This window comes from Actinoplanes sp. NPDC051470 (genome assembly GCF_040682035.1).
Taxonomy (GTDB): Bacteria; Actinomycetota; Actinomycetes; order Mycobacteriales; family Micromonosporaceae; genus Actinoplanes.
In genome coordinates this window covers 957645-977871 of record NZ_JBFBAA010000001.1, presented here as the reverse complement: position 1 = coordinate 977871, position 20227 = coordinate 957645, and the positions used below count along the sequence as shown (strand labels likewise).

The 20227-nt window shown below is 71.5% G+C and carries 18 protein-coding genes and 1 tRNA gene; 12 read left to right on the top strand and 7 right to left on the bottom strand.

The window, feature by feature from the left end:
* Nucleotides 1–32 precede the first annotated feature (32 nt).
* A complete protein-coding gene (locus tag AB0M54_RS04775) occupies nt 33–338 on the top strand; it encodes a hypothetical protein (protein ID WP_364313019.1) in 306 nt (101 codons plus the stop codon).
* A 192-nt stretch (nt 339–530) separates the two neighbouring features.
* Here AB0M54_RS04775 and AB0M54_RS04770 read toward each other — a convergent pair whose 3' ends face one another.
* Nucleotides 531–1424, bottom strand: coding sequence for a glycoside hydrolase family 19 protein (locus AB0M54_RS04770; protein ID WP_364469097.1), 894 nt, complete (start codon nt 1422–1424; stop codon nt 531–533).
* 192 nt (nt 1425–1616) lie between these two features.
* Between AB0M54_RS04770 and AB0M54_RS04765 the strand changes: the two genes are divergently transcribed.
* The 4 genes from AB0M54_RS04765 to AB0M54_RS04750 all read left to right on the top strand — a co-directional run bounded on the left by AB0M54_RS04765 (nt 1617) and on the right by AB0M54_RS04750 (nt 5548).
* On the top strand, nt 1617–2906 hold the full coding sequence (locus AB0M54_RS04765) for a methyl-accepting chemotaxis protein (protein ID WP_364469095.1): 1290 nt from the start codon (nt 1617–1619) through the stop codon (nt 2904–2906).
* Nucleotides 2907–3083: 177 nt separating this feature from the next.
* Nucleotides 3084–3986, top strand: coding sequence for a GntR family transcriptional regulator (locus AB0M54_RS04760; RefSeq protein ID WP_364313030.1), 903 nt, complete (start codon nt 3084–3086; stop codon nt 3984–3986).
* A gap of 61 nt (nt 3987–4047) precedes the next feature.
* Nucleotides 4048–4743: a type II CAAX endopeptidase family protein gene (locus tag AB0M54_RS04755; RefSeq protein ID WP_364469093.1), complete on the top strand. Its 696-nt coding sequence runs from the start codon at nt 4048–4050 to the stop codon at nt 4741–4743.
* A gap of 46 nt (nt 4744–4789) precedes the next feature.
* Nucleotides 4790–5548 carry a tetratricopeptide repeat protein gene (locus AB0M54_RS04750; protein ID WP_364469091.1) on the top strand — a complete coding sequence of 253 codons (759 nt, stop codon included), beginning with the start codon at nt 4790–4792 and terminating at the stop codon, nt 5546–5548.
* A 52-nt stretch (nt 5549–5600) separates the two neighbouring features.
* Here the strand turns inward: AB0M54_RS04750 and AB0M54_RS04745 are convergent.
* Nucleotides 5601–5674: transfer RNA gene (locus AB0M54_RS04745), tRNA-Pro, on the bottom strand.
* A gap of 74 nt (nt 5675–5748) precedes the next feature.
* Nucleotides 5749–6642 (bottom strand): metallophosphoesterase, encoded by an 894-nt coding sequence (locus tag AB0M54_RS04740; protein WP_364469089.1) that lies wholly within the window; start codon nt 6640–6642, stop codon nt 5749–5751.
* A gap of 25 nt (nt 6643–6667) precedes the next feature.
* On the opposite strand from AB0M54_RS04740, the gene AB0M54_RS04735 reads away from it, so the two are divergent.
* Nucleotides 6668–7120 (top strand): GatB/YqeY domain-containing protein, encoded by a 453-nt coding sequence (locus tag AB0M54_RS04735; protein WP_364313041.1) that lies wholly within the window; start codon nt 6668–6670, stop codon nt 7118–7120.
* Nucleotides 7121–7185: 65 nt separating this feature from the next.
* Here AB0M54_RS04735 and AB0M54_RS04730 read toward each other — a convergent pair whose 3' ends face one another.
* Nucleotides 7186–9603 (bottom strand): transglycosylase domain-containing protein, encoded by a 2418-nt coding sequence (locus AB0M54_RS04730; RefSeq protein ID WP_364469194.1) that lies wholly within the window; start codon nt 9601–9603, stop codon nt 7186–7188.
* Between the two features lie 319 nt (nt 9604–9922).
* Between AB0M54_RS04730 and AB0M54_RS04725 the strand changes: the two genes are divergently transcribed.
* The gene (locus tag AB0M54_RS04725) at nt 9923–10225 is read left to right on the top strand and encodes a WhiB family transcriptional regulator (protein ID WP_364313044.1); all 303 of its coding nucleotides are present in this window, start codon (nt 9923–9925) and stop codon (nt 10223–10225) included.
* A gap of 17 nt (nt 10226–10242) precedes the next feature.
* On the opposite strand, the gene AB0M54_RS04720 is transcribed toward AB0M54_RS04725, so the two are convergent.
* The 3 genes from AB0M54_RS04720 to AB0M54_RS04710 form a co-directional block, all read right to left on the bottom strand.
* Entirely contained in the window at nt 10243–11388 is a 1146-nt protein-coding gene (locus AB0M54_RS04720) for an ArsA family ATPase (RefSeq protein WP_364313047.1), read from the bottom strand.
* A gap of 25 nt (nt 11389–11413) precedes the next feature.
* Nucleotides 11414–12373, bottom strand: a complete 960-nt coding sequence (locus tag AB0M54_RS04715; protein WP_364469087.1) for an ArsA-related P-loop ATPase — start codon at nt 12371–12373, stop codon at nt 11414–11416.
* A 69-nt stretch (nt 12374–12442) separates the two neighbouring features.
* Nucleotides 12443–13537 carry a hypothetical protein gene (locus AB0M54_RS04710; protein ID WP_364469085.1) on the bottom strand — a complete coding sequence of 365 codons (1095 nt, stop codon included), beginning with the start codon at nt 13535–13537 and terminating at the stop codon, nt 12443–12445.
* Between the two features lie 78 nt (nt 13538–13615).
* Between AB0M54_RS04710 and AB0M54_RS04705 the strand changes: the two genes are divergently transcribed.
* The 5 genes from AB0M54_RS04705 to AB0M54_RS04685 all read left to right on the top strand — a co-directional run bounded on the left by AB0M54_RS04705 (nt 13616) and on the right by AB0M54_RS04685 (nt 20226).
* On the top strand, nt 13616–13771 hold the full coding sequence (locus AB0M54_RS04705) for a DUF4177 domain-containing protein (protein ID WP_185038204.1): 156 nt from the start codon (nt 13616–13618) through the stop codon (nt 13769–13771).
* An 85-nt stretch (nt 13772–13856) separates the two neighbouring features.
* Entirely contained in the window at nt 13857–14342 is a 486-nt protein-coding gene (locus AB0M54_RS04700) for a RidA family protein (protein ID WP_364313055.1), read from the top strand.
* Between the two features lie 103 nt (nt 14343–14445).
* Nucleotides 14446–15231 carry an MBL fold metallo-hydrolase gene (locus AB0M54_RS04695; RefSeq protein WP_364469083.1) on the top strand — a complete coding sequence of 262 codons (786 nt, stop codon included), beginning with the start codon at nt 14446–14448 and terminating at the stop codon, nt 15229–15231.
* Nucleotides 15228–18875 carry an adenylate/guanylate cyclase domain-containing protein gene (locus tag AB0M54_RS04690; RefSeq protein ID WP_364313060.1) on the top strand — a complete coding sequence of 1216 codons (3648 nt, stop codon included), beginning with the start codon at nt 15228–15230 and terminating at the stop codon, nt 18873–18875. Before AB0M54_RS04695 ends, AB0M54_RS04690 begins: the two co-directional genes overlap by 4 nt.
* A gap of 31 nt (nt 18876–18906) precedes the next feature.
* Entirely contained in the window at nt 18907–20226 is a 1320-nt protein-coding gene (locus AB0M54_RS04685; RefSeq protein ID WP_364469081.1) for a serine/threonine-protein kinase, read from the top strand.
* Nucleotide 20227 lies beyond the last annotated feature (1 nt).

The window sequence follows — 20227 nt, the reverse complement described above, 5'->3', positions numbered from 1 at the left end:
TGGGAGATTCGCTGCTCTCGAGAGGACGGACCATGACACCCTTCGCGCTGCTGTTCCTCCTGGCCCTCGCCGGCTCCTCCTGCTTCGCCATCGGCCGCGCCCTGGGCCGCGGTGAACGCTACGAGAAGGGCTACCGGGCCGGCTTCCGCGACGGCGAGACGGGTTCCCTGGCCCGCGCCGCCCGCCTGATCTCACTCAACGAACGCCCGGCGATCGCGCCCGCGGTCGAGTCCATGATGCTCCCGGCCTCCTACGCGGTCCCCCAGCAACTGCCCCCGCAGCGCGCCGCGGCGCCCGCGGTGGTGGGGGTTCCGGCCCGTCCGCAGCTCGCGCTCTAACCCTTGGGAAGTACGCCGAACACCCGGTCCCGCCATCTCGGCGGCCTGACCGCAACTCCGGGCCGTCCCCCGCCATCCGGCCCGGTGGGTGGTCACCCCGAGAACCAGGACAAAGTCATCGAGAGGGGTACGGCCGCCGCCCGGCCGTACCCCTCTCGGCCCCTCTTCCGTGTTGAAGCCTGTGGTTGGTGATCAGCAGTACAGGTTGCCGCCCGGGTCGACGCCGAGCAGTTGCGTGAAGCGCAGGTAGGAGTTGACCCGGCTCTGCACCTGGGCCGGGTTGCCGCCGTCGCACTCGCGCGACCCGTTGATGCTGCGGATCGTGCCGCCGAAGCCGGAGCCGCCGGTGATCGCCTGATGCGCGGTCATCGTGTTCGGGCCGTTCTGGCTCATCCAGTACCAGAAGGCGGTCTGGAAGGTGATCGACGTGTCGGTCTTGACCAGGTCGGGGAAGTGCAGCAGGTCGACGCCGAGGTAGTCGCCGGCCGCCTTGTAGTTGTAGTTCCAGCTCAGCTGGATCGGACCGCGGCCGTGGTAGGCCGTCGGGCCGGCCGGGCAGCCGTACGGCCGGCCGAGGTCGCAGTACTCGCCCCAGGGTTGGTGTTCCTCGGCGTACTGCAGCTGGCCGGACTCGTGGTCGATGTTGGCCAGGAACGCCGCCACCTCGCGCTTGCGGGTGGTGTCGTCGCCGGCGGCGAAGGCCGGAAAGTGGCCGGCCGCGTCGACCAGGCCGGCGTACGTGTAGATCGGCAGCCGGTTGGGGAAGTTCTGCTCGAACTGGGTCTGGCTCAGCGGGAAGCCGCCGGCCGGGGGCGGGTCCTCACCGCCGCCGCCACCGCACGCGCCCTGGTCGGCCCAGACGTCCCACTGGCCGCTGTGCGTGGCCGGGCTGTCGTTCTGGGTCCACCACTTGGCGCGGTAGTTGTGGCCGCTCTGCGAGGCGACGTTGTCGGCGACGTACACCTGGGAAGCGTTCCAGGCCGCGGCGCAGGCCGCGGCGGCTTGGGAGGCGGTCATCGGGACGAGGGCCGCGGCAGCGCCGGCGAGAGCAACGCCGAAGCACGCGAGCAGACGGTTCTTGCGCATGGGGGGATCAGCACCTTCAGGCTGGGGGGCCGTGAGGACACATTGAGCCAACCCGATGTCTGAGGCTGCGTCAACTACTGTTAGGAAACTTCAAGGAATGAACAAAGCTCCCGTTTTGCACCCTCCGAACGCGCCGATGGGAGACCGCGGAGACGAAGTAGGGATGGTGACCCGATCCCGAAAGGTGCAGTGATGTCGGCACTTGCCCGCCTGATCCCCGACGTGCCGCTCTCCGACCACGCCTTCGACGCCCGGCACCGGGTGCTCCGGGTGCTGCTCTGGGTGCACGTCCCGGTGATCCTGGTGATCGGCTTCTTCGCCGGCCAGCTCAGCCCCGGTCACCACGCCCCGCTGCTGCTCACCGTCCTCGGCGGCGTGATGGTCTGCGGCGTGATCGCCGGCCTGACCGCCTCGCAGCGCGGCCGCGCCATCTCGACCAGCGTCGGCTTCCTGCTCGCGGCGGACGCCCTGGTGCACGCCGGCGGCGGCATGATCGACCTGCACTTCCACTTCTTCGTGGTGATCGCACTGATCGGCCTCTACCAGGACTGGCTGGCCTTCGCGCTGGCCGTCCTGCTGGTCGCCGGCCACCACTTCGGCATCGGCCTGCTCGCCCCGGGCCTGGTCTTCGGCGAGCACGGCGACCACAGCGCCGGCGCGGTGTTCAACCGGGCCCTGCTGCACGCCGGCTTCGTGCTGGCCATGTCCGCCGCGCAGATCACCTACTGGTACTTCGACGCCGCCGTCCGCCGCGAGAACGAGGCGCGCCAGACCCAGCTGGCCGAGGAGAGCGCCACCCAGCTGCGCGAGGCCGCCGAGCAGGCGAGCCGCCGCGAGGAGTCGGCCCGGGCCGAGGCGCGGGCCCAGCTCGAACGCTCCGAGCAGATGGCCGTACGCCTGGAGGACGTGCTCCAGCGCACCAGCGCGACCGGCGCCCGCCTCCGCACCGACGCCGACGAGGCGCTCGGCGGCTTCGAGTCGGCCCTGTCCGACGTCACCCGCACCGTCACGCACGCCAGCGACCAGGTCACCACCACCCTCAGCGACGCCGACGCCGCCCTCAAGTCCCTGGAGGAGCTGCGTACGTCGGTCGCCGACATCGCCACCATCGCCAACCTGATCCAGGCCGTCGCCGACCAGACCAACCTGCTCGCCCTGAACGCCACCATCGAGGCGGCCCGGGCCGGCGAGGTCGGCAAGGGCTTCGCGGTCGTCGCCGGCGAGGTCAAGCAGCTGGCCGGCCAGACCGCCACCGCCACCGCCCGCATCGAGGCCACGCTCGCCGAGGTGACCACGGGCGCGGCCGCGGTCGGAACCGCCGTCAGCGGCATGACCAGCCGGCTCGGCGCGGTCGCCGACGCCCAGCGGCTGGCCGCCTCGGTCATGGACGAGCAGGTCGCCATGGCCGCCCACACCCGAAGCCTGGTCACGTCGGCCGCCGACCAGGTCGCCAACTCGGCGTCCGAGGTCTCCATCCGCTGACCCCGCTCCTGACCTGCGTCCGCGCGGAGGATGTCTAAAGCTTGTCGATAATCTCGACGAGCATCATGCGCGGCGTGCGGCCGGGTTGGGAACGGCGCCGGCCAACGTCCTTGCGTACGCCCCGGGGTGGCGAGACCACCAGCGGATTCTTGTCGTCCTATGACATAGAGTGATCAGATGAGCGAGCTGACCGTCGACTCGACGTCGGCCACGCCGGTCTACCGGCAGATCGTCGAGCAGATCCGCTACCTGGTCGAGGGCGGTGGCCTGCGGCCGGGTGATCGCCTTCCGCCGGTCCGCCGGCTCGCCGACAATCTGGGCGTCAACCGGAACACCGTCGCCAAGGCGTACTCGATGCTCCGGGAACTGCGGCTGATCGAGACCAAGGGCGCGTCGGGGACGACGATCGCCGGCCGTCCGCCACGCGCGCGGGCCGATCTGCGGGAGGCGGTCCTGGAGGCGGTGCGCGGCGGGATGACCCCCGAGGCGGTTCGCGACGCCGCGTACGCCATCGCTCAGCAAGCCGGGTCCGATGTGCGGGCGGTCTTCGCCGAGTGCAACGAAGAGCGCGCGTCGGCCTTCGCCAAGGAGCTTTCCGACCGGTTGTACGCCGACGTGCGCCCGAGCCTGCTCACCGAGCTGGACGCCGCGACGGCCGATGCCGAGCTGGTCATCACCACGTTCTTCCACCTGGCCGAGGTCCGGCGCTGGGCGCATGCGGCCGGTCGCGAGATCGAGACCGTGGCGATCGTGGTGGCGCCACACATCCGGACCCTGATGAAGGTGGCCGAGCTGCCCGAGGGGGCCCGGGTCGGCGTCCGCTACTCCACCCTCCACCAGGCCGAGCAGGTGCGGGACTGGCTGGCCGCGGCCGGTCGGGCCGAGGTGGTCGTGGTGCCCTACGCGGCCGCCGAGCCCCGTCCCGACCTGGCGGTGCTCGTCGTCCCGAGCGAGGAGCCGGCCCTGGCCGCGGTGGCCGGGCCGGACACCGAAGTGGTCGAGTTCGGCAACGTCCTGGACGAGGGATCGATCCAGATGGTCGGCACGGTTCTCGACGACCTTCGTAGCCGCCCCGTTTGACCTAGGACAAGATGGCTTCTACGTTCTTGACATAGGCCAAGAACGTCAGAGAGGTGTCGTCATGTCCGTGCAGACCCCGACCGTCACCAAACGTCCGGGCTGGCCCGAGATCCTGGTCGGGCTGGCGGTCATGGCCCTGGTCGGCTACGGCCTGCCGATCACGTTGAGCCGGCTCGGCGTCAGCGAGGCGCTCGGCCCGGTCGTCTTCGGCCTGTTCCTGGCCGCCCTGTCCGGCGTGGCCGGGCTGGCCGCGTTCGCCGCCGCCGCGTACCTCCGCGTTCGCTCGCTGCCAGCCTTCGGCGTCCGCCGCACCACCGGCCGCTGGCTCCTGATCGGCGTCGCGGGTGGCCTGGTCGCCCTGGTCGTCGCCCGCATCGCCGCCGCCGCGTACTACTACCTCTTCCACCCCACCGACAACGTCCAGCAGCCGTACGCCGACGCGGCGTCCGGCGGGATCCTCACGGTCATCCTGTCGCTGCTGTTCCTGGCCGTCCTCACCCCGATCGGCGAGGAGTTCCTGTTCCGTGGCGTCGTCACCACGGCGCTGCTGCGCTACGGCGCGCTCGCCGGCGTCGTCGGCAGCGCGGTGATCTTCGCCCTGATGCACGGCCTCAACGCGGTGTTCGTGACCGCGCTGGTCGTCGGCCTGGTCGCCGCCGAACTGCGCCGGCGCAGCGGTTCGGTCTGGCCCGGCGTCGTGGTCCACGTCACCAACAACCTGATCGGCCAGGGCCTGGTCCTGTTCCTGGCGAGCTGAGGGGAAACAAGCCCCGTCCGGCGCCCGGGGTGCGACGCTGAGCCACATGGGTGGCGGGACAACAACCAGGGAAGTCGTCGACGCGCGTACGCTGCTCGACCGGTCCTTCGAACTCGGCCGGTCCGGCCGCCACGAGGAAGCCGTGGTCACCTGCCGGGAAGCCATCGCGGCCTACCGCCGGGAGGCCGAGGTCAAGATCGTGGTCCACGAGCCCGGCCTCGCCCTGACCCTGATGGGCCTGGCCCTGTCGTTGCAGGGCCTGGCGCTGTGGTCGATCGCGCTGGACGCCCGCGGCGAGGCCGTGAAGGCCGACCTGGAAGCGGTGGCCGTCCACCGCCAGCTGATCGAGCTCAATCCCGCGACCGACCGGTCGAGCTTCGCGTCGGCCCTCGACCGCCTTTCCGCCCTCCTGGCCGAGCAGGGCGACCACGATCAGGCACTGATCGCGTGCCAGGAGGCCGTCGCGCAGTACCGCCAGGTAGCCGACCTGCCGTCACTCGCCCACGCGCTCTACCACGTCGCGGTGCGGCTGGGCGCGGTCGACCGCCACGACGAGGCGCTGGCGGCGTGCACCGAGGCCATCGGCTACTTCCGCGAGCTGGACCCGGCCGAGTACCTCCCCGAGCTGGCCGACGCCCTCCACAACGGCGCCGCCGAGCTGTACGAGCTGGGCCGGTACGACGAGGGCCTGGCCGCCATCAACGAGGCCATCACCCTGCGCCGCCACCGGCCCGACGACGACGGCGCCAAGCTCGCCAAGTCGCTGCGCGTGCGGGCGGTCATCGTGGCGAAACTGAACCACTAGCACCGAACGAACAAGGGCCGGTCTTCATGAGAAGACCGGCCCTGCATGCGCGTCGGGGTGGCCGGATTTGAACCGACGGCCTCTTCGTCCCGAACGAAGCGCGCTACCAAGCTGCGCCACACCCCGCAACGTGCTGAGCAATAGTATCCGACGCCCCGCCCAGGGTGAAACCGGTATACCGCTCCGGACGAAACCGCAGGTCAGCGCGGTATCAAGGTGAGCACGGTGGCTTCCGGGCGGCAGGCGAAGCGGATCGGGGCGGTGGGGTGGGTGCCCAGGCCGGCCGAGACGTGCAGCCAGCTGTCGGTTCCGGGCCAGCGGTGCAGGCCGCGGGCCATGTGGTGGGGGAGGTCGCAGTTGGTGGTCAGGGCGCCGTAGCCGGGGACGCGGACCTGGCCGCCGTGGGTGTGGCCGGCCAGCAGGAGGCTGAAGCCGTCTTGGGCCATCGGGGCGAGGACCCGGCTGGCGGGGGTGTGGGTGACGCCGATGTGCAGGTCGGCGCCGCGGGAGACGTGGCCGGAGACCGACGGGTAGTCGTCGCGCTCGACGTGCGGGTCGTCGACGCCGGCCAGCTCGACCGAGCGGCCGCCGGCCTTGATCACGGTGCGGGCGTTGTTCAGGTTGATCCACCCGGCGCTGGTGAAGGCGTCCCGCAGGTCCTCCCACGGCAGGTCGACGCCCTGCACGTACTCGCGCTCGGGCAGCAGGTACCGCAGCGGGTTCTTCCAGATCGGGCCGCGGTAGTCGTTGCTGCCGAAGACGAACGCGCCGGGCACGTCGAAGAACGGATCGAGGGCGTTGAGTACGCCGGGGACGCCGCCGGGCGACGACAGGTTGTCGCCGGTCACCACCACCAGGTCGGGGTCGGTGCCGCGCAGCGCCGCCACCCAGGCCTGCTTGCGCCGCTGCTCGGGCATCATGTGCAGGTCCGAGAGGTGCAGGATGCGCAGCGGCTCGGCATCCGGTTCGAGCACGGGCACGTCGAAGCGCCGCAACGTGAACAGGTTGCGCTCGACCAGCGACGCGTACGCGAAGGTGGCGCCCCCGAGGGCGGTGAGACCGGCGGCCAGCGAAATTACGGTGCGCTTACGCATGAGGGCAAGGGTAGTTTCTCGGTTCATGGGATCGCTCAAGGACCGCCTGAACTCCGACCTCCGCTCCGCCATGAAGGGGCGGGACGAACTCACCACCTCGACCCTGCGCCTGGCCATGGCCGCCGTGCAGACCGCCGAGGTCGCCGGGGACGCGGCGCGGGACCTGTCCGACGACGAGGTCACCGCCGTGCTGACCAAGGAGGCGAAGAAGCGGCGCGAGGCGTCGGCCGCGTTCGCCAAGGCCGGTCGTGGTGACCAGGCGGCGCGAGAGAGCGCCGAGGGCGAGATCCTCGACCGCTACCTGCCGAAGCAGCTGTCCGACGAGGAGATCGCCGAGATCGTGGCGGGCGCGCTGGCCGCGGGCGGCTTCACCGGCAAGGGGCAGATGGGCCCGGCGATGAAGGCGGCCCAGGCGGCGGTCGCCGGCCGGGCCGAGGGCGGCCGGGTGGCCGCCGCGGTCCGCCAGCGGCTCGGCTGAGGTTCGCCGGCAGCTGGGCTGAGACGAACGAACCCCCAGGGCGAGTGCCCTGGGGGTTCGGCCGATCAGTTACGTCTCGGTGGGTTCTGACCGCCCGGTGGGGCGGGACCCCCGTTCGGCGGCAGCGTCACGCCGCCCTTGCCGTTGCTCACCTCGATGCCGATCGGGCTGCCCTTGATCGACTGGCCGCTCGGGTTGGTGCCCGCGGCGGTGCCGGCCGGGCACTTCGAGTCGACCTGGCCGCCGACCACGTACGGGTCGAAGTCGGCGCCGGCCAGGCGGGACTTCGCCTCACCGATCGACGAACACTCGACGTTCGGCACGCGGCGCTGGTCGCCGACCGTGAGTTTCTTGTTCCCCGGTTTCTTGAAGCCCTTCGACGGTTTGCCCTTCATGTAGTCGGCCACGGTCTTGTACACCGCGGGGTTGATGACGTCGTGGCTGATCCGGTCGTTGTGGTTGGCCCAGTCCGGATTGACCTGGTAGCCCGCCACCACGATCGACGTGGTGCCGACGATCAGCGAGGCGGTCTTGGCCGAGTCGGTGGTGCCGGACTTGCCGAACACCGGGTGGCCGACGTCGCGGCGGACGTTGCCCGCGGTGGCGCCCTTGCAACGGCCGAGGTACGACTGGTCGCCGACCGGGCAGCGGGCGGCGTCCAGGGCCGATCGGGCCACCTCGGCCGACGTCGCCCGGGTGCAGTGCGGCTTGCCGACGTCGATCTTCTGGCCGCGCTGGGTCTTGATCTCCTGCACCGGGGTCGGCTCGCAGTACATGCCGTCGCCGGCCAGGGTGGCGTACGCGTTGGCCATCTCGAGTGGCGTGGACGAGGAGACGCCGAGCGTGAACGCGCCCCAGTCGTGGGCGTATTCCTTGTTGTTGGCCAGGCGGGCGTCGTTAGCGGCGCGGAACTGCACGCCGAAGCGCTTGGCCACGTCGACCACGTTCTCGGCACCGACCCGTTCCTCCAGCGGCACGAAGAACGTGTTGCGGGAGGTGCCGAAGCCGGTCCACATGTTCGTCGGGCCGGCGTCCGCCCCACCGGCGTTCTTCGGGCAGTACTTGTTCGTGCCGGGGCAGGCGGCCGGGCTGCCGTACTGGACGATGTAGTTGGTCTTGGCCACCGGCCCGGCGTTGATCGTGGTGCCGAGCGGCATGCCCTTCTCCAGGGCGGCGACCATGGTGAACATCTTGAACACCGAGCCGCCCTGGTAACCGGTGATGTCGCCGCCGCCACTGAACAGTGGGTTCACCGTGTTGGGGGCGCTGCCCCGGAGGCCCTTTTTCTTCTTCTTGGGGTCGGAGGACAGCTTGTTCTGCGGCTTGGCCGGATCGTCCAGCTTGAACTTGCGGTTGGCGGCCAGGAACTTGACCTGGCCGGTGCCGGGCTGGATGCCGGCCAGCAGCACCGCGTTCTGGTTGGTGTCCCTGATCTTCTCGGTGGCCCGCTTACGCGCCTGGTCCTGCGCCTTGGTGTCGAGCGAGGTGACGATGCGGTAGCCGCCGCTCTTGAGCTGGCGCTCCCGGTCGTAGTTGTTGACGCCGAACGCCGGCTGGCTGTTCCACCAGCGGTAGAAGTAGTCGCAGAAGAAGCCCCAGCTGTTGGTGCGCACCGACGTGCAGCCGTTGCCGACCCGCTTGATGTTGGTCGGGATCTTGGTGGCGATCGCGTCGGTGTATTCCTTGGGCGTGATGTAGGCCATGTCGCGCATGTTGCCGAGCACCCAGGTGCGGCGGTCCTTGGCCTGCGGGTAACCGGTCTTGGTGGTCGGGTCGAACGCGGACGGCGCCTTGACCATGCCGGCCAGCAGCGCCGACTCGGCCACGGTGAGCTTGCTGGCCCGCTTGCCGAAGTAGACCTGGCTGGCCGCGGCGATGCCGTACGCCCCGCTGCCGAACGGCGCCGTGTTCAGGTACCGCTCGAGGATCTGCTGCTTGGTCATCTCCTTCTCGACCTGCAGCGCGTACTTCATCTCGTTGACCTTGCGCTTCGGGGTGTCCTTGGTCGCGTCGACGACCTCCTGCGGGCTGGTCGCGGTGTAGGCCAGCGACATCCGCACGTACTGCATCGTCAGCGTGGACGCGCCCTGCTGGGACTTGCCGGTGTTGTTGTTCACGAAGGCACGCGCGACGCCCTTGACATCGACGCCCTTGTGCTTGAAGAACTGGTGGTCCTCGGCGGCGACAATCGCGTCCTGCATGTTCTGCGCGATGTCCTTGAGCCGGACGTCGCTGCGGAACTCGTCGTACATCGCGGCGATCTGGGTCTTGCCGTCGCTCGCGTAGACCCGGCTGACCTGTGGCGCGGTCGCGGTCTTGAGCGTGCTCGGGAGCTGGGCGAAGGTGTCGCTGCCGGCCTTGGCGGCCAGCCCGGACATCGCCACCGCCGGGAACGCGGCAGCCGCGACCACCACCCCGGCCAGCAGACCGCAGATGAGCAGCGAGGTCGCGTTGGCGAAGATGTTGTGATCGCGTCGGCGCATCCAGGAACTCACGCGCACAAGTTACCTGACCGGTGCACGCGTCTGCTCGGCGAGAAGGTCACGGTTCGCCGAGAGTGATTCTGCACGCTCAGCGCGCCATCCGCTCCGTTTTCCCCCAAGACGTTCACCCAGATGGTGCGATCGGCTGACCGGACTTGCCCGACTGTGCCCACCTATGCCGATTTTGAGGGTGAACGTTGCGTAATCGCCCGACTACAGAGCATGATGGTCCGGCGAGCTATCGCACGACGTCAGCGCGGCTTGGGGGACACATGAGCCCGCAGACGTCAGGGGGTAAAGCAAGGGGGGACGTTTACAGATGGGAATGATCAGCGACTGGCCCAGCATGGCGGCGTGTCAGAGCGGCGACCCGGACGCGCTGTTCGTGCAGGGTGCCGAGCAGAACGTGGCGAAGAGGATCTGCCGCAGCTGCCCGGTTCGCTACGAGTGCCTCGCCGACGCGCTGGACAACCGCATCGAATTCGGGGTCTGGGGCGGGATGACCGAGCGGGAACGCCGCGCGCTGCTGCGCCGGCACCCGCACGTGGCGAGCTGGCGGAAGATGTTCGAGGCCGCGCTCAAGGAGAAGAACGCCGACAAGGTGCTGGTCTCGGCACGCTGACCTGAACCATCAGGGGTTCATGGCCGCCCGGTCGTGGCCAGGGCCGCGCCGATCGTGCGCAGCCCGTCGACATCGTGCACGTCGGCGGGCTGGGCCACGATCGCGGCCGTGGGCACGACCGGGAACGCGTCGGTGAACGTCGCGGCCACCCGGGTCTCGCGCTCGGTCTGCCGCAGCAGCGTGGCGTGGATCCGGAGCGCGTCGGCGGTGACCTCGTTGCCTTCGGTCGCGTCGAGAGCCGCCGCGGCCCGCTCGGCCTCGTCGGCGCTCAGGCCGGGCAGCTCGGACCGGTGCACCCGGTTCAGCACCAGGCCGGCCAGCGGCATCCGCTCGGCGACCAGCCGCTCGGCGAAGTAGGCGGCCTCTCGCAGCGCGTCCCGTTCCGGGGTCGCGACCAGCAGGAACGCGGTCTGTGGGTCTTGCAGGATTCGGTACGTCTCGTCGGCCCGCTGCCGGAACCCGCCGAACATCGAGTCGAGCGCGGCCACAAAACCCGACAGGTCGGTCAGCAGCTGGGCGCCCAGGATCTTCTGCACCGCCCGCGAGAACAGCCCGAAAGACGCCGTGACCAGCGAAAACATGCTCCGGCCGCCGGTCCGGGCGGGCGCCAGCAGCAGCCGCAGCATGCGCCCGTCGAGGAAGCGGGACAGCCGGGCCGGCGCGTCCAGGAAGTCGAGCGCCGAGCGCGACGGCGGCGTGTCGACCACGATCAGGTCCCACTCGTCGGTGGCCCGGAGCTGGCCCAGCTTCTCCATCGCCATGTACTCCTGAGTACCGGCGAAGGTCGAGCTCATCGCCTGGTAGAAGGGGTTGGCGAAGATCTCCGCGGCCCGCTGCGGCGTGGTGTGCTCCTGGACCACGTCGTCGAAGGTCCGCTTCATGTCGAGCATCATCGCGTGCAGCTCGCCGCCGCTGGCCTCGGTGTCGATGCCCTTGACCTGCCGAGGCGTGTTGTCCAGCTCGGTCAGGCCCATCGACTGCGCCAGCCGGCGGGCCGGGTCGATGGTCAGCACCACGGTGCGCCGGCCGTGCACCTCGGCGGCGCGTACGCCGATCGCGGCGGCGGTCGTGGTCTTGCCGACACCGCCGGAACCGCAACACACCACGATCTTGGTGACGGGATCGGCCAGCACCGCGTCGAGGTCGAGGCGCGCAACGGTCACCACCCGAGCGTAACCAGTCCGGTCGTCAGGCACCCATCAACGCCTCGGCCAGTGCGTCCAGGCCGGCCCGGTCGACCCCACGGGCGAGCAGCGACAGCTCGACCATCGGCAGACCCAGCTCGGCCAGCTCGCCGCGCAGCGACTCCTCCAGCCCACGGCGGGTCAGATGGGCCTTGGCCTCGTCCTGGAGCACCGCGACGGTGCCCGCGTCGGTGGCCAGCCCGGCCGCGGTCAGCCCGCGCTTCAGCTCGGCCTTGGTGACTTTGCCCTCAGTGAGCAGAGGCGGGCGTACGGCGTTCAGAATGACCCGGCCGACCGAGATGTCCAGGGTGCGCAGCTCGGCGATCGCGTCCAGGGTCTCCTGGACCGGCATCTCCTCGAGCAGGGTCACCACGTGCACCGACGTGATCGGCGAGCGCAGCAGGGACGCCACGCCCTCGCTCTGGTTCTTGATCGGGCCCATCTTGGCCAGCCGCGCGGTCTCCGCGGTCACGTTCAGGAAGCGGCCGATGCGCCCGGTCGGCGGCGCGTCGAGCACCACCGCGTCGTACACCCGGCGGCCGTCCCGCGACCTCGTCGTGGACTCCTTGACCTTGCCGGTGAGCAGCACGTCCCGCAGGCCGGGGGCGATCGTGGTGGCGAAGTCGATCGCGCCCACCTTGCGCAGCGCCCGCCCGGCCGCGCCCAGTCGGTAGAACATCTCGAGGTACTCGAGCAACGCTTCCTCGGCGTCCACGGCCAGCGCCCGCACCTCGCCGCCACCCGGCACGCTGGCGATCCGCAGCTCTTTGTAGGGCAGCGGCTCGACGCCGAACAGCTGAGCGATGCCCTGCCGGCCCTCGACCTCGACGAGCAGGACCTTGCGCCCGCCCTCGGCCAGGCCGAGCGCGAGCGCGGCCGCCACGCTGGTCTTCCCGGTCCCGCCCTTGCCGGTCACCACGTGCAGGCGAGCCGGCCAGCGCGAGGTCCGCAGTTGGTCACCCATGGTTCGAGAGTACGGCGAGGCTGTGCTTACCCAATCAAGGATGTAACGCCGCTTACCCAATCAAGGAAGTCAGCCCTTGATTTCGCAGACCAGCCAACCCGATTTCCGTACGGTCGTGAAGGTCAGCGTCTGCTCGGCCGTCTTCTCGTCCTCGGTCGCCATGGTGAGCTGAACCGACACCGTGGCGCGCTCGTCGGTCCGCCCGTCCACGGCCGGCTCGTCCCAGCGGAAGGTCGGCGCGTCGTACTCGGCGGCGTAGCCCTTGATCTGTTCGACCCTGGCGGTCAGCTTGTCCTTGTCGCGCGCCTCGCGGCAGACCAGCTCACCGGCCGCGCCCGGGTCCTGGCGGGTGTAGACCGCGGTGAGGAACTCGTTCACCGCGGTGGCCGGGTCGGGTGCCCCGCCGGTGTCGCTGTCCCGCAGCAGCAGGTAGGCCGAGGCCGCGCCGCCACCACAGAGCAGCAGCGTGGTGGTCAGCGTCACCGAGATCCACAGCCCGTTGCGCCGGCGGCGGTCGCTGTCCTCGGCCTTGAGCGGCACCTCCCACGGCGGGGCCGCCGGCACCGGCACCGCGGCCGCGCCCAGCAGCGACGGGATCTGCACCTCGGCCGGCGGCGAGTGCTCGAACGAGAGGTGCTCGGGCGGCACGTACTGCCACTCGCCGGGCTTCTCGTGCCGCGCGTGCCACGGCCCGCTCGGCACCGGCTGGTGCCACACGGTCGGCGCCTCGCCGCCGGGCACGGCCGGGAGCTGGGTGGTGTCGTCCGTGCGTACCGCCGGCATCTGTTCGGTCTGGTCGGACACCGCGGGCAGCAACTGGGTGCCGGCGTCGCTCGAAGCGGCGGGCTCGCTGGGTTCGGCCGCCGCACCAGGTTCGGCCGCCGCACCAGGTTCGGCCGATGCGCCAGGCTCAGACGCGCCAGACTCGTCGGCGAAGGCGCCCGGCGGCGGGTACGGAGCCTCCATGGCGTCCGGACCCGCATCGATGAAGTCCGCCCCGTAGGAAGCCAGGGCGGACTTGTGCGGCGGTTCCGGAGCGGGCACCGGCTCGGGCGGCGGGATCGGCTGAGGCGGATCGGAGTCCGGAGCCGGGGCCGGCACGGGCTCCGGATGACTGGGCGCCGCCGTCATCTCGGGCCCGTCGTCCTCGGTCTCGTGTGACATCGCGCTCAGCCTAACCAAATCGGGACTCGCGCGAGCCCTAAGCTGTCGCGGTACCCGAATCGAAGGAGCACATCGACGATGCAGAAGTGGGAGTACGTGACCGTGCCTCTGCTGGTGCACGCCACCAAGCAGATTCTCGACAACTGGGGTGAGGACGGCTGGGAACTGGTCCAGGTCGTGCCCGGTCCCAATCCCGAGCAGCTGGTCGCGTACATGAAGAGGCCCAAGTCATGACCGACCGCACCGAGCCGCACACGCCGGCGGCGGCCGGCGGCGCCGCACGCCAGGGCCGGAAGGGCATGACAAAGGACGGCACAGCATGACCGTCCCGGTCAGCGGGGAGGGCGGGGCGGCGATCTACGCCCGCCTGGCCGAGCTGGGCCTGACCCTGCCACAGGTGGTGCCGCCACTGGCCGCGTACGTGCCGGCCGTGCAGTCCGGCAACTACGTCTACGTCTCCGGCCAGCTGCCGATGGTCGAGGGCACGCTGGCCGCGACCGGCAAGGTCGGCGCCGAGGTCTCGGCCGAGGAGGCGACCGGCCTGGCCCAGATCTGCGGGCTGAACGCGCTGGCCGCGATCGACGCGCTGGTCGGCCTGGGCCGCGTGGTGAAGATCGTGAAGATCACCGGGTTCGTGGCGTCCGCGCCCGGGTTCACCGGGCAACCGGGCGTCGTCAACGGCGCCTCCGAGCTGTTCGGGAACGTGCTCGGCGAGCTGGGCCGGCATGCCCGGAGCGCGGTCGGCGTCGCGGAGCTCCCGCTCGGCGCTCCGGTCGAGGTGGAGGTCATCGCCGAGGTGGCCTGAGCGGGCAGGTCCGTGTGCGTTTGTGCACGAGACCTGACCGAAAGTGACCGGATCGCACATCCGGTCCCTGCCACGTGGCACGAAGCGACGTACCATCCGTGACGTGGGTCGCGCTGCTCAGGAGGGTCTGCCCGGCTGGGTGACGCTGGTGCGCGCGCCCAATCCGGGCCCGATGACGCTGGATGGCACCAACACCTGGGTGTTGCGTGCGCCGGGGGCCACCGACGCGGTGGTGATCGACCCCGGTCCGCGCGACGACGGTCACCTCGCGAAGCTGGCCGAGCACACCCCGGTGAGCATGATTCTGATCACGCACGGCCACGGTGACCACGTGGAGGGCGCCGCCAAGCTGTCCCGGCTGCTCGGCGGCGCTCCGGTCCGGGCGGCCGACCCCCGGCTCTGTGTGAACGGCGAGCCGCTGACGCCGGGCCGGCTGTCGCTGGCCGGGCTCGACCTCGAGGTGCTGGCCACGCCCGGGCACACCGCCGACTCGGTGTGCTTCGTGACCGAGGACGCGGTGTTCACCGGCGACACGATCCTGGGCCGGGGCACCACGGTCGTCGCCCACCCGGACGGCGACCTCGGCGCCTACCTCGACAGCCTGACCGTGCTCACCGCGTACCCGAGGATGTTGCTGCCGGGGCACGGCCCGGCGCAGGACGACTGCGCCCGGGTGGCACGGGCCTATCTCGCGCATCGGCGTGAGCGGCTGGCGCAGGTGCGCGCGGCGATTGCGGAGGGTGCCGACACTCCGCAGGCGATTGTCAACTCTGTGTATCGAGACATCGACCCGAAAGTACGGTTTGCGGCGGAGATGTCCACCCGGGCTCAGCTCGAATATCTGAGGCGGGAATCACAACCGGGTGCGCAACAGTTGGACCCGCTGTGACTTGTCCCGTGTGTGGAACCGTCGCCGTTCCCGGTGCCCGTTTCTGCCACAACTGCGGCGCCGCCCTGCCCGCCGCGGCCACCCTGCCGGCGGCCGAGCGGCGGATCGTCACCGTACTGTTCGGCGACCTCTCCGACTTCACCTCCTGGTCCGAAGACCTCGACCCGGAGCGGGTCGGCGCGGTCACCGACCGGGTGCTGGCCGCGCTCGCGGGCGCCGTCAAGACCTTCGGCGGCCACGTCGACAAGCTCACCGGCGACGGGATCATGGCCGTGTTCGGCGCGCCGGTGGCCCACGAGGACGACGCCGAGCGGGCCGTCCGCGCCGCGCTGAGCATGCAGCGCGCGGTCCGCCGGGTGCTGGACGACGAGCGCGGCGGCGGCGCCCCGCTGGGCCTGCGCGTCGGGCTGAACACCGGCGAGGTGGTGGCCGGCATCCAGGCGTCCATCGAGTACACCGTCATCGGCGACACCGTGAACACCGCCGCCCGGCTGGCCGACGCCGCCGCGGTCGGCGGGGTCTACGCCGGTGCCCGCACCACCGGGGCCACCCGGCACGTGGCGGCCTGGCGTCAGCTGCGCCCGCTGCGGCTGAAGGGCAAGCGTGAGCCGGTGCCCGCGTTCGAGCTGCTCGGCCTGCACGACGCGCCCGGCATGCGCTCCGGCGTGGGCGACGAGGCGCCGTTCGTGGGCCGGGAGACCGAGCTGGGCCGGGTGTCCGGGCGGCTGTCCGAGGCGATCGACACGCTCACCCCCCGGGTCATGGTGATGACGGCCGAGGCCGGGATCGGCAAGACCCGGTTCGCGACCGAGATCAAACGCCTGGCCGCCGGGTACGACGTGAGCAGCCACGGCCGGTTCGCGGCACACACCGGCGCCCGGGTGCTGCGGGTGCGCTGCCGCGCGTTCGGCGAGCGCCGCCGCTTCGCGCCGCTGGCCGACCTGGTCCGCAAGTCGGCCGGCCTGCCCAAGGACGTGACCGCCACGATCACCCGCCCGGTGGTCGAGGAGCGGCTGAAGAAGCTGGTCAACCGGCTGGGCCGAGACGGCGAGCCGGCCCGGGTGGACATCGACCGGCTGCTCGGGCTGCTCGGCTACGGCGAGGCGCCGACCGTCCCGGTGGGCCCCAACGCCACCGCCGACTGGGCGCCCAGCGGCAAGCGCACCGACGCCGAGGCGATCTCGATCGCGGTCGCCGACCTGCTCAATGCGCTGGCCACCGAGGCGCCGCTGGTGGTGATCGTGGACGACCTGCACGACGCCACGGCCACCACGGTCGACGCGCTCGGGATGACCCTGGCCCGGCTCGACGGCCCGGTGGTGGTGCTGCTGCTCGGGCGGCCCGAGCTGGTGCGTACGGCCGGCGCGCTGACCCGCCTCTCCGAGGCCGAGGTGCACACGCTGCCGTCGCTGCGCGGCGCCGACGCCGCCCGGCTGCTCACCTCGTACCTGAACGGCGGCAAGCTGCCCCAGCCCGACGCCGACCGGCTGCTCGCCACCGCCCAGGGCAACCCGTTCTACCTGGCCGAGCTGGTCACGCTGCTGATCGAGCGAGGCGCGCTGATCCCCGCGGTGGGCGCCAACGCGGCCGGCAAGTGGCAGCTGGCCGCCGGCTCGATGGGCAGCCAGCTGCTCTCCCGCGACCTGGCCGCGGTGCTCGCCGCCCGCATCGACGCGCTGCCGGCCGAGCCACGCTCGGTGCTGCGGGACGCGGCGGTGGTCGGTGACACGGTGCCGACCGGTGTGGTCGAGGCCCTGCGTGAGCGCCGCGCCGCCAGCGACGCCCGGCCCGGCGCGGTCGCTGCCGTCGAGCTCGAGCGCGCGGTCGACGAGCTGCTGCAACGCCGCATGCTGCACCGGGTTCGCGGCGGGTTCGCGTTCACCACGCCGCTGATGCGCGAGGGCGCGTACGCCGGGATCGGCAAGGCCGAGCTGGCCGACAAACACGCCTACCTGGCCCGCTGGGCGGCGCCGGAGTCGGTCACCGAGCTGGGCTACGACGCGGCCGGCCGGCTCAGCCTGACCGAGAACGAGCGGGACGCCTTCGTGGCCACCCACGCCGAATGCGCGGTCGAGCTGGCCGACCAGGTCCGCCTGCGCGCCGACGCCCCGGCCCGGCAGGTCGGCCCGCTCGGCATGAACGCGCTCAGCCGGCTGGCCCGGCGGGCCCTGGCCAACGTGGAGCCGGGCGCCACGATCGAGTACGGCGAACGGGCCACCGCCCTGGCCAAGGGTGACCTGCCGGTCGCCGACCAGCTGGTCCAGGCCCGGGCGTTGCTGCGGCTGGGCCGGGCCGACGAGGCTCTGGCGTACGGCGAGAAGATCGCCGGGGTGGCCGACGACGACCCGGTCGCGCGGGCCGAGGCGCTGCTCGTGGCCGGCCGCGCGCACGAGGCGCTCGGCGACATGCCACGGGCCACGGTGTCCTGGCAGCGCGCGCTGGACGTGGCCACCGAGGCCGAGCTGGCGCCGGAGCGGGCCAACGCGATGCGCCGGCTGGGCATGGCCGACTTCCTGGCCGGGCGGCTCAGCCAGGCCAGCAGCCGGTTCGCGGCCGCCTACCAGGTGACGCTGGCCGCGGGCGACCGGCACGGCCAGGCCTGGGCGCTGCAGAACCTGGCCTGGGTCACCACCACCCGCGGCGACTTCACCGGCACCGACGCCGTCCTGGGCCGGGCCGCGCGGCTCTTCGCCGAGCTGGGCGATCCGGTCGGGCGCTCCTGGCTGCGCGGCACCACCGCGTTCGCCCGGCTGCTCTCCGGCCGGCTGACCGAGGCGCGCCGGCTGGCCCAGGTTTTCCTGCCCTTCGGCGAGCGGGTCGGTGAGGGCTGGGCGGTGGGCACGCTTCGTGCGGTCGAGGCGTACGCGGCCAGCGAACTGGGCGACCTCGGTGAGGCGGACCAGGAGGCGCGCCGCGCGTACAAGGAGTTCAGCGCGGTCTCCGACGACTGGGGGCGTGGCCTGGCGCTGGTGGTGCGGGGCGCGATCGCCCGCGGCCTCGGCGAGTGGGACCATGCCGCCGACCTGCTGACCGACGCGCTGGGTTACGCCGACCGCACCGGGCACCCGCTGCTGCTCGGCATGGCCGGGACGATCCGCGGCTTCGTCCACCTGCACCGGGGTGACACGGCGGCGGCCGAGGCCGATGCCCGCCGGGTGATGAGCGCGGTCGAGCCACACAATCCGCTCGCGCCCGCGCAGGTGGGGCCGCGGGTGCTGCTGGCCGAGGCGCGGCTGCGGGCCGGTGACGCGTCCACCGCGGTCGGGCTGCTGGCGCCGATCGCGAGTGACACGGGCACGCCGTCCCTGCTGTTCTCGCGGCGGCAGGCGCTGGCCTCGTACGCATCGGCCCTGTTGGCCGAAGGCCGGGGTGACGCCGCGCTGACCTGGATCGTCCGGGCCCGCGAGGTGAACGCGGAAGACGTCCGCAGCAGCGTGGTGGCGGCCGGGGTGCACGCGAGGGTGCTGGCGGCGGCCGGTTGTCTCGACGAGGCCCGGGTGGCCGCCGACGAAGCGGTCCTGCTCGCCCGCTCGACCGAACAGGCAGGTGAACGCCTCGCGGCGGAGGAATTGCGAGACGCTCTCGCCCTGCCGCTGACCGGTCCGGCCGAATCAGTTGTCCTTACCTCTGACGTGCCTGGATGATCTCAGCCGCTCCTGGGTTATTTTCATAGCCGTGACGGACACCCCGCCTGGCGCCCTGCCCACACCCTATGTGCCAGGCATGTCCGGATTGTCGGTCATGGCCCGCGGCGGATACGCCACTGTCTACAAAGCCACTCAGGATTCGGTCGGCCGCGAGGTCGCGATCAAGGTCGAGAACCGCACCCTGGACAACCCTCGTGATCAGGCCCGGTTCCTGCGCGAGGCGCGCGCGGCCGGTCGCATGTCCTCGCATCCACACGTGGTCGACCTGTTCGACGTCGGTGTCACGGTCGACCAACACCCCTACCTCATCATGGAACTGTGCGACGGCTCGTACCTCGACCGCATGCGCGTCTCGCCGCTCGGCGCGGTCGAGGCCCGCGACCTCGGCGTCAAGATCGCCGACGCGCTGGTCCACTCGCACGCCAACGGGGTGCTGCACCGCGACGTGAAGCCGGCCAACATCCTCTACTCCCACTTCAACCCGGCCGTGCTCGCCGACTTCGGGCTGGCCGTGCTGGGCGAGATGCGCGACTCGTCGGTCACCCTCGAGGTGCTGACCCCGGCGTACGCGCCGCCGGAGATGTTCCGCCACGACACCCCGTCCGGCGCGGTCGACGTCTACGCGCTCTGCGCCACCCTGTACGCGGTGATGAAGGGCCACCCGCCGCGCTGGGAGGGCGACCGCAGCCCCAGCCTGATCACGTTGATGGACCTGTTCAACCGGCCCATCCCCGACCTGCCGCACATCCCGCAGTCGATGACCGACGTGCTGCGCTACGGCATGACCAACGACCCGCGCGCCCGGCCCACCGCCGAGCAGCTGCGCGAGATGCTCGGCGGCCTCCAGCTCGCCCCCGGCGGCACCCCGCCCGTGCCGCCGACCCTGTACCGCTCGGCCCACAGCTTCGGCACGCCCCGCCCGGTCCCGCCGACCAGCCAGACCCAGCCCGACGAGACACCCACCGTCAACACCGAACGCAAGAAGCGCAGGTGGTTCCTCGGCGGCTTCGGCGTGTTCCTGCTGGTCGCCGTCGCCCTGGCGGGCGCCTGGCTGGCGTCGTCGGCGCCACCCGCCGGCGTGCGCCCCCTGGCCGGCAAGCTCCGCGTCCCGGTCTCCTCGGCCTCACCGATCGGCTGGCGCACCTACGCCACCGGCCGCCTCCCGGCCGGCGTCGACCCCGCGAACCGAGCGGCCGTGACCGGCGACGAAACAGTGCGCGAGGTGTGCAGCGTCCGATCGTTCCGCCGCGCGACCGAGGTGACCGACCTGCACGGCTGGTCCTTCGCCGTGCGCCCACCCACCGGCGACGACCGCACCTTCCACTGCCTGGCGGCGCCGAACCGCTGAA

Coding starts and splice junctions, on each gene's coding strand:
- AB0M54_RS04705 (WP_185038204.1), top strand. CDS start 13,616: ATGCAGAAGTGGGAGTACGTGACCGTGCCTCTGCTGGTGCACGCCACC.
- AB0M54_RS04775 (WP_364313019.1), top strand. CDS start 33: ATGACACCCTTCGCGCTGCTGTTCCTCCTGGCCCTCGCCGGCTCCTCC.
- AB0M54_RS04755 (WP_364469093.1), top strand. CDS start 4,048: ATGTCCGTGCAGACCCCGACCGTCACCAAACGTCCGGGCTGGCCCGAG.
- AB0M54_RS04770 (WP_364469097.1), bottom strand. CDS start 1,424: ATGCGCAAGAACCGTCTGCTCGCGTGCTTCGGCGTTGCTCTCGCCGGC.
- AB0M54_RS04760 (WP_364313030.1), top strand. CDS start 3,084: ATGAGCGAGCTGACCGTCGACTCGACGTCGGCCACGCCGGTCTACCGG.
- AB0M54_RS04730 (WP_364469194.1), bottom strand. CDS start 9,603: ATGCGCCGACGCGATCACAACATCTTCGCCAACGCGACCTCGCTGCTC.
- AB0M54_RS04700 (WP_364313055.1), top strand. CDS start 13,857: ATGACCGTCCCGGTCAGCGGGGAGGGCGGGGCGGCGATCTACGCCCGC.
- AB0M54_RS04765 (WP_364469095.1), top strand. CDS start 1,617: ATGTCGGCACTTGCCCGCCTGATCCCCGACGTGCCGCTCTCCGACCAC.
- AB0M54_RS04740 (WP_364469089.1), bottom strand. CDS start 6,642: ATGCGTAAGCGCACCGTAATTTCGCTGGCCGCCGGTCTCACCGCCCTC.
- AB0M54_RS04725 (WP_364313044.1), top strand. CDS start 9,923: ATGGGAATGATCAGCGACTGGCCCAGCATGGCGGCGTGTCAGAGCGGC.
- AB0M54_RS04715 (WP_364469087.1), bottom strand. CDS start 12,373: ATGGGTGACCAACTGCGGACCTCGCGCTGGCCGGCTCGCCTGCACGTG.
- AB0M54_RS04710 (WP_364469085.1), bottom strand. CDS start 13,537: ATGTCACACGAGACCGAGGACGACGGGCCCGAGATGACGGCGGCGCCC.
- AB0M54_RS04750 (WP_364469091.1), top strand. CDS start 4,790: ATGGGTGGCGGGACAACAACCAGGGAAGTCGTCGACGCGCGTACGCTG.
- AB0M54_RS04735 (WP_364313041.1), top strand. CDS start 6,668: ATGGGATCGCTCAAGGACCGCCTGAACTCCGACCTCCGCTCCGCCATG.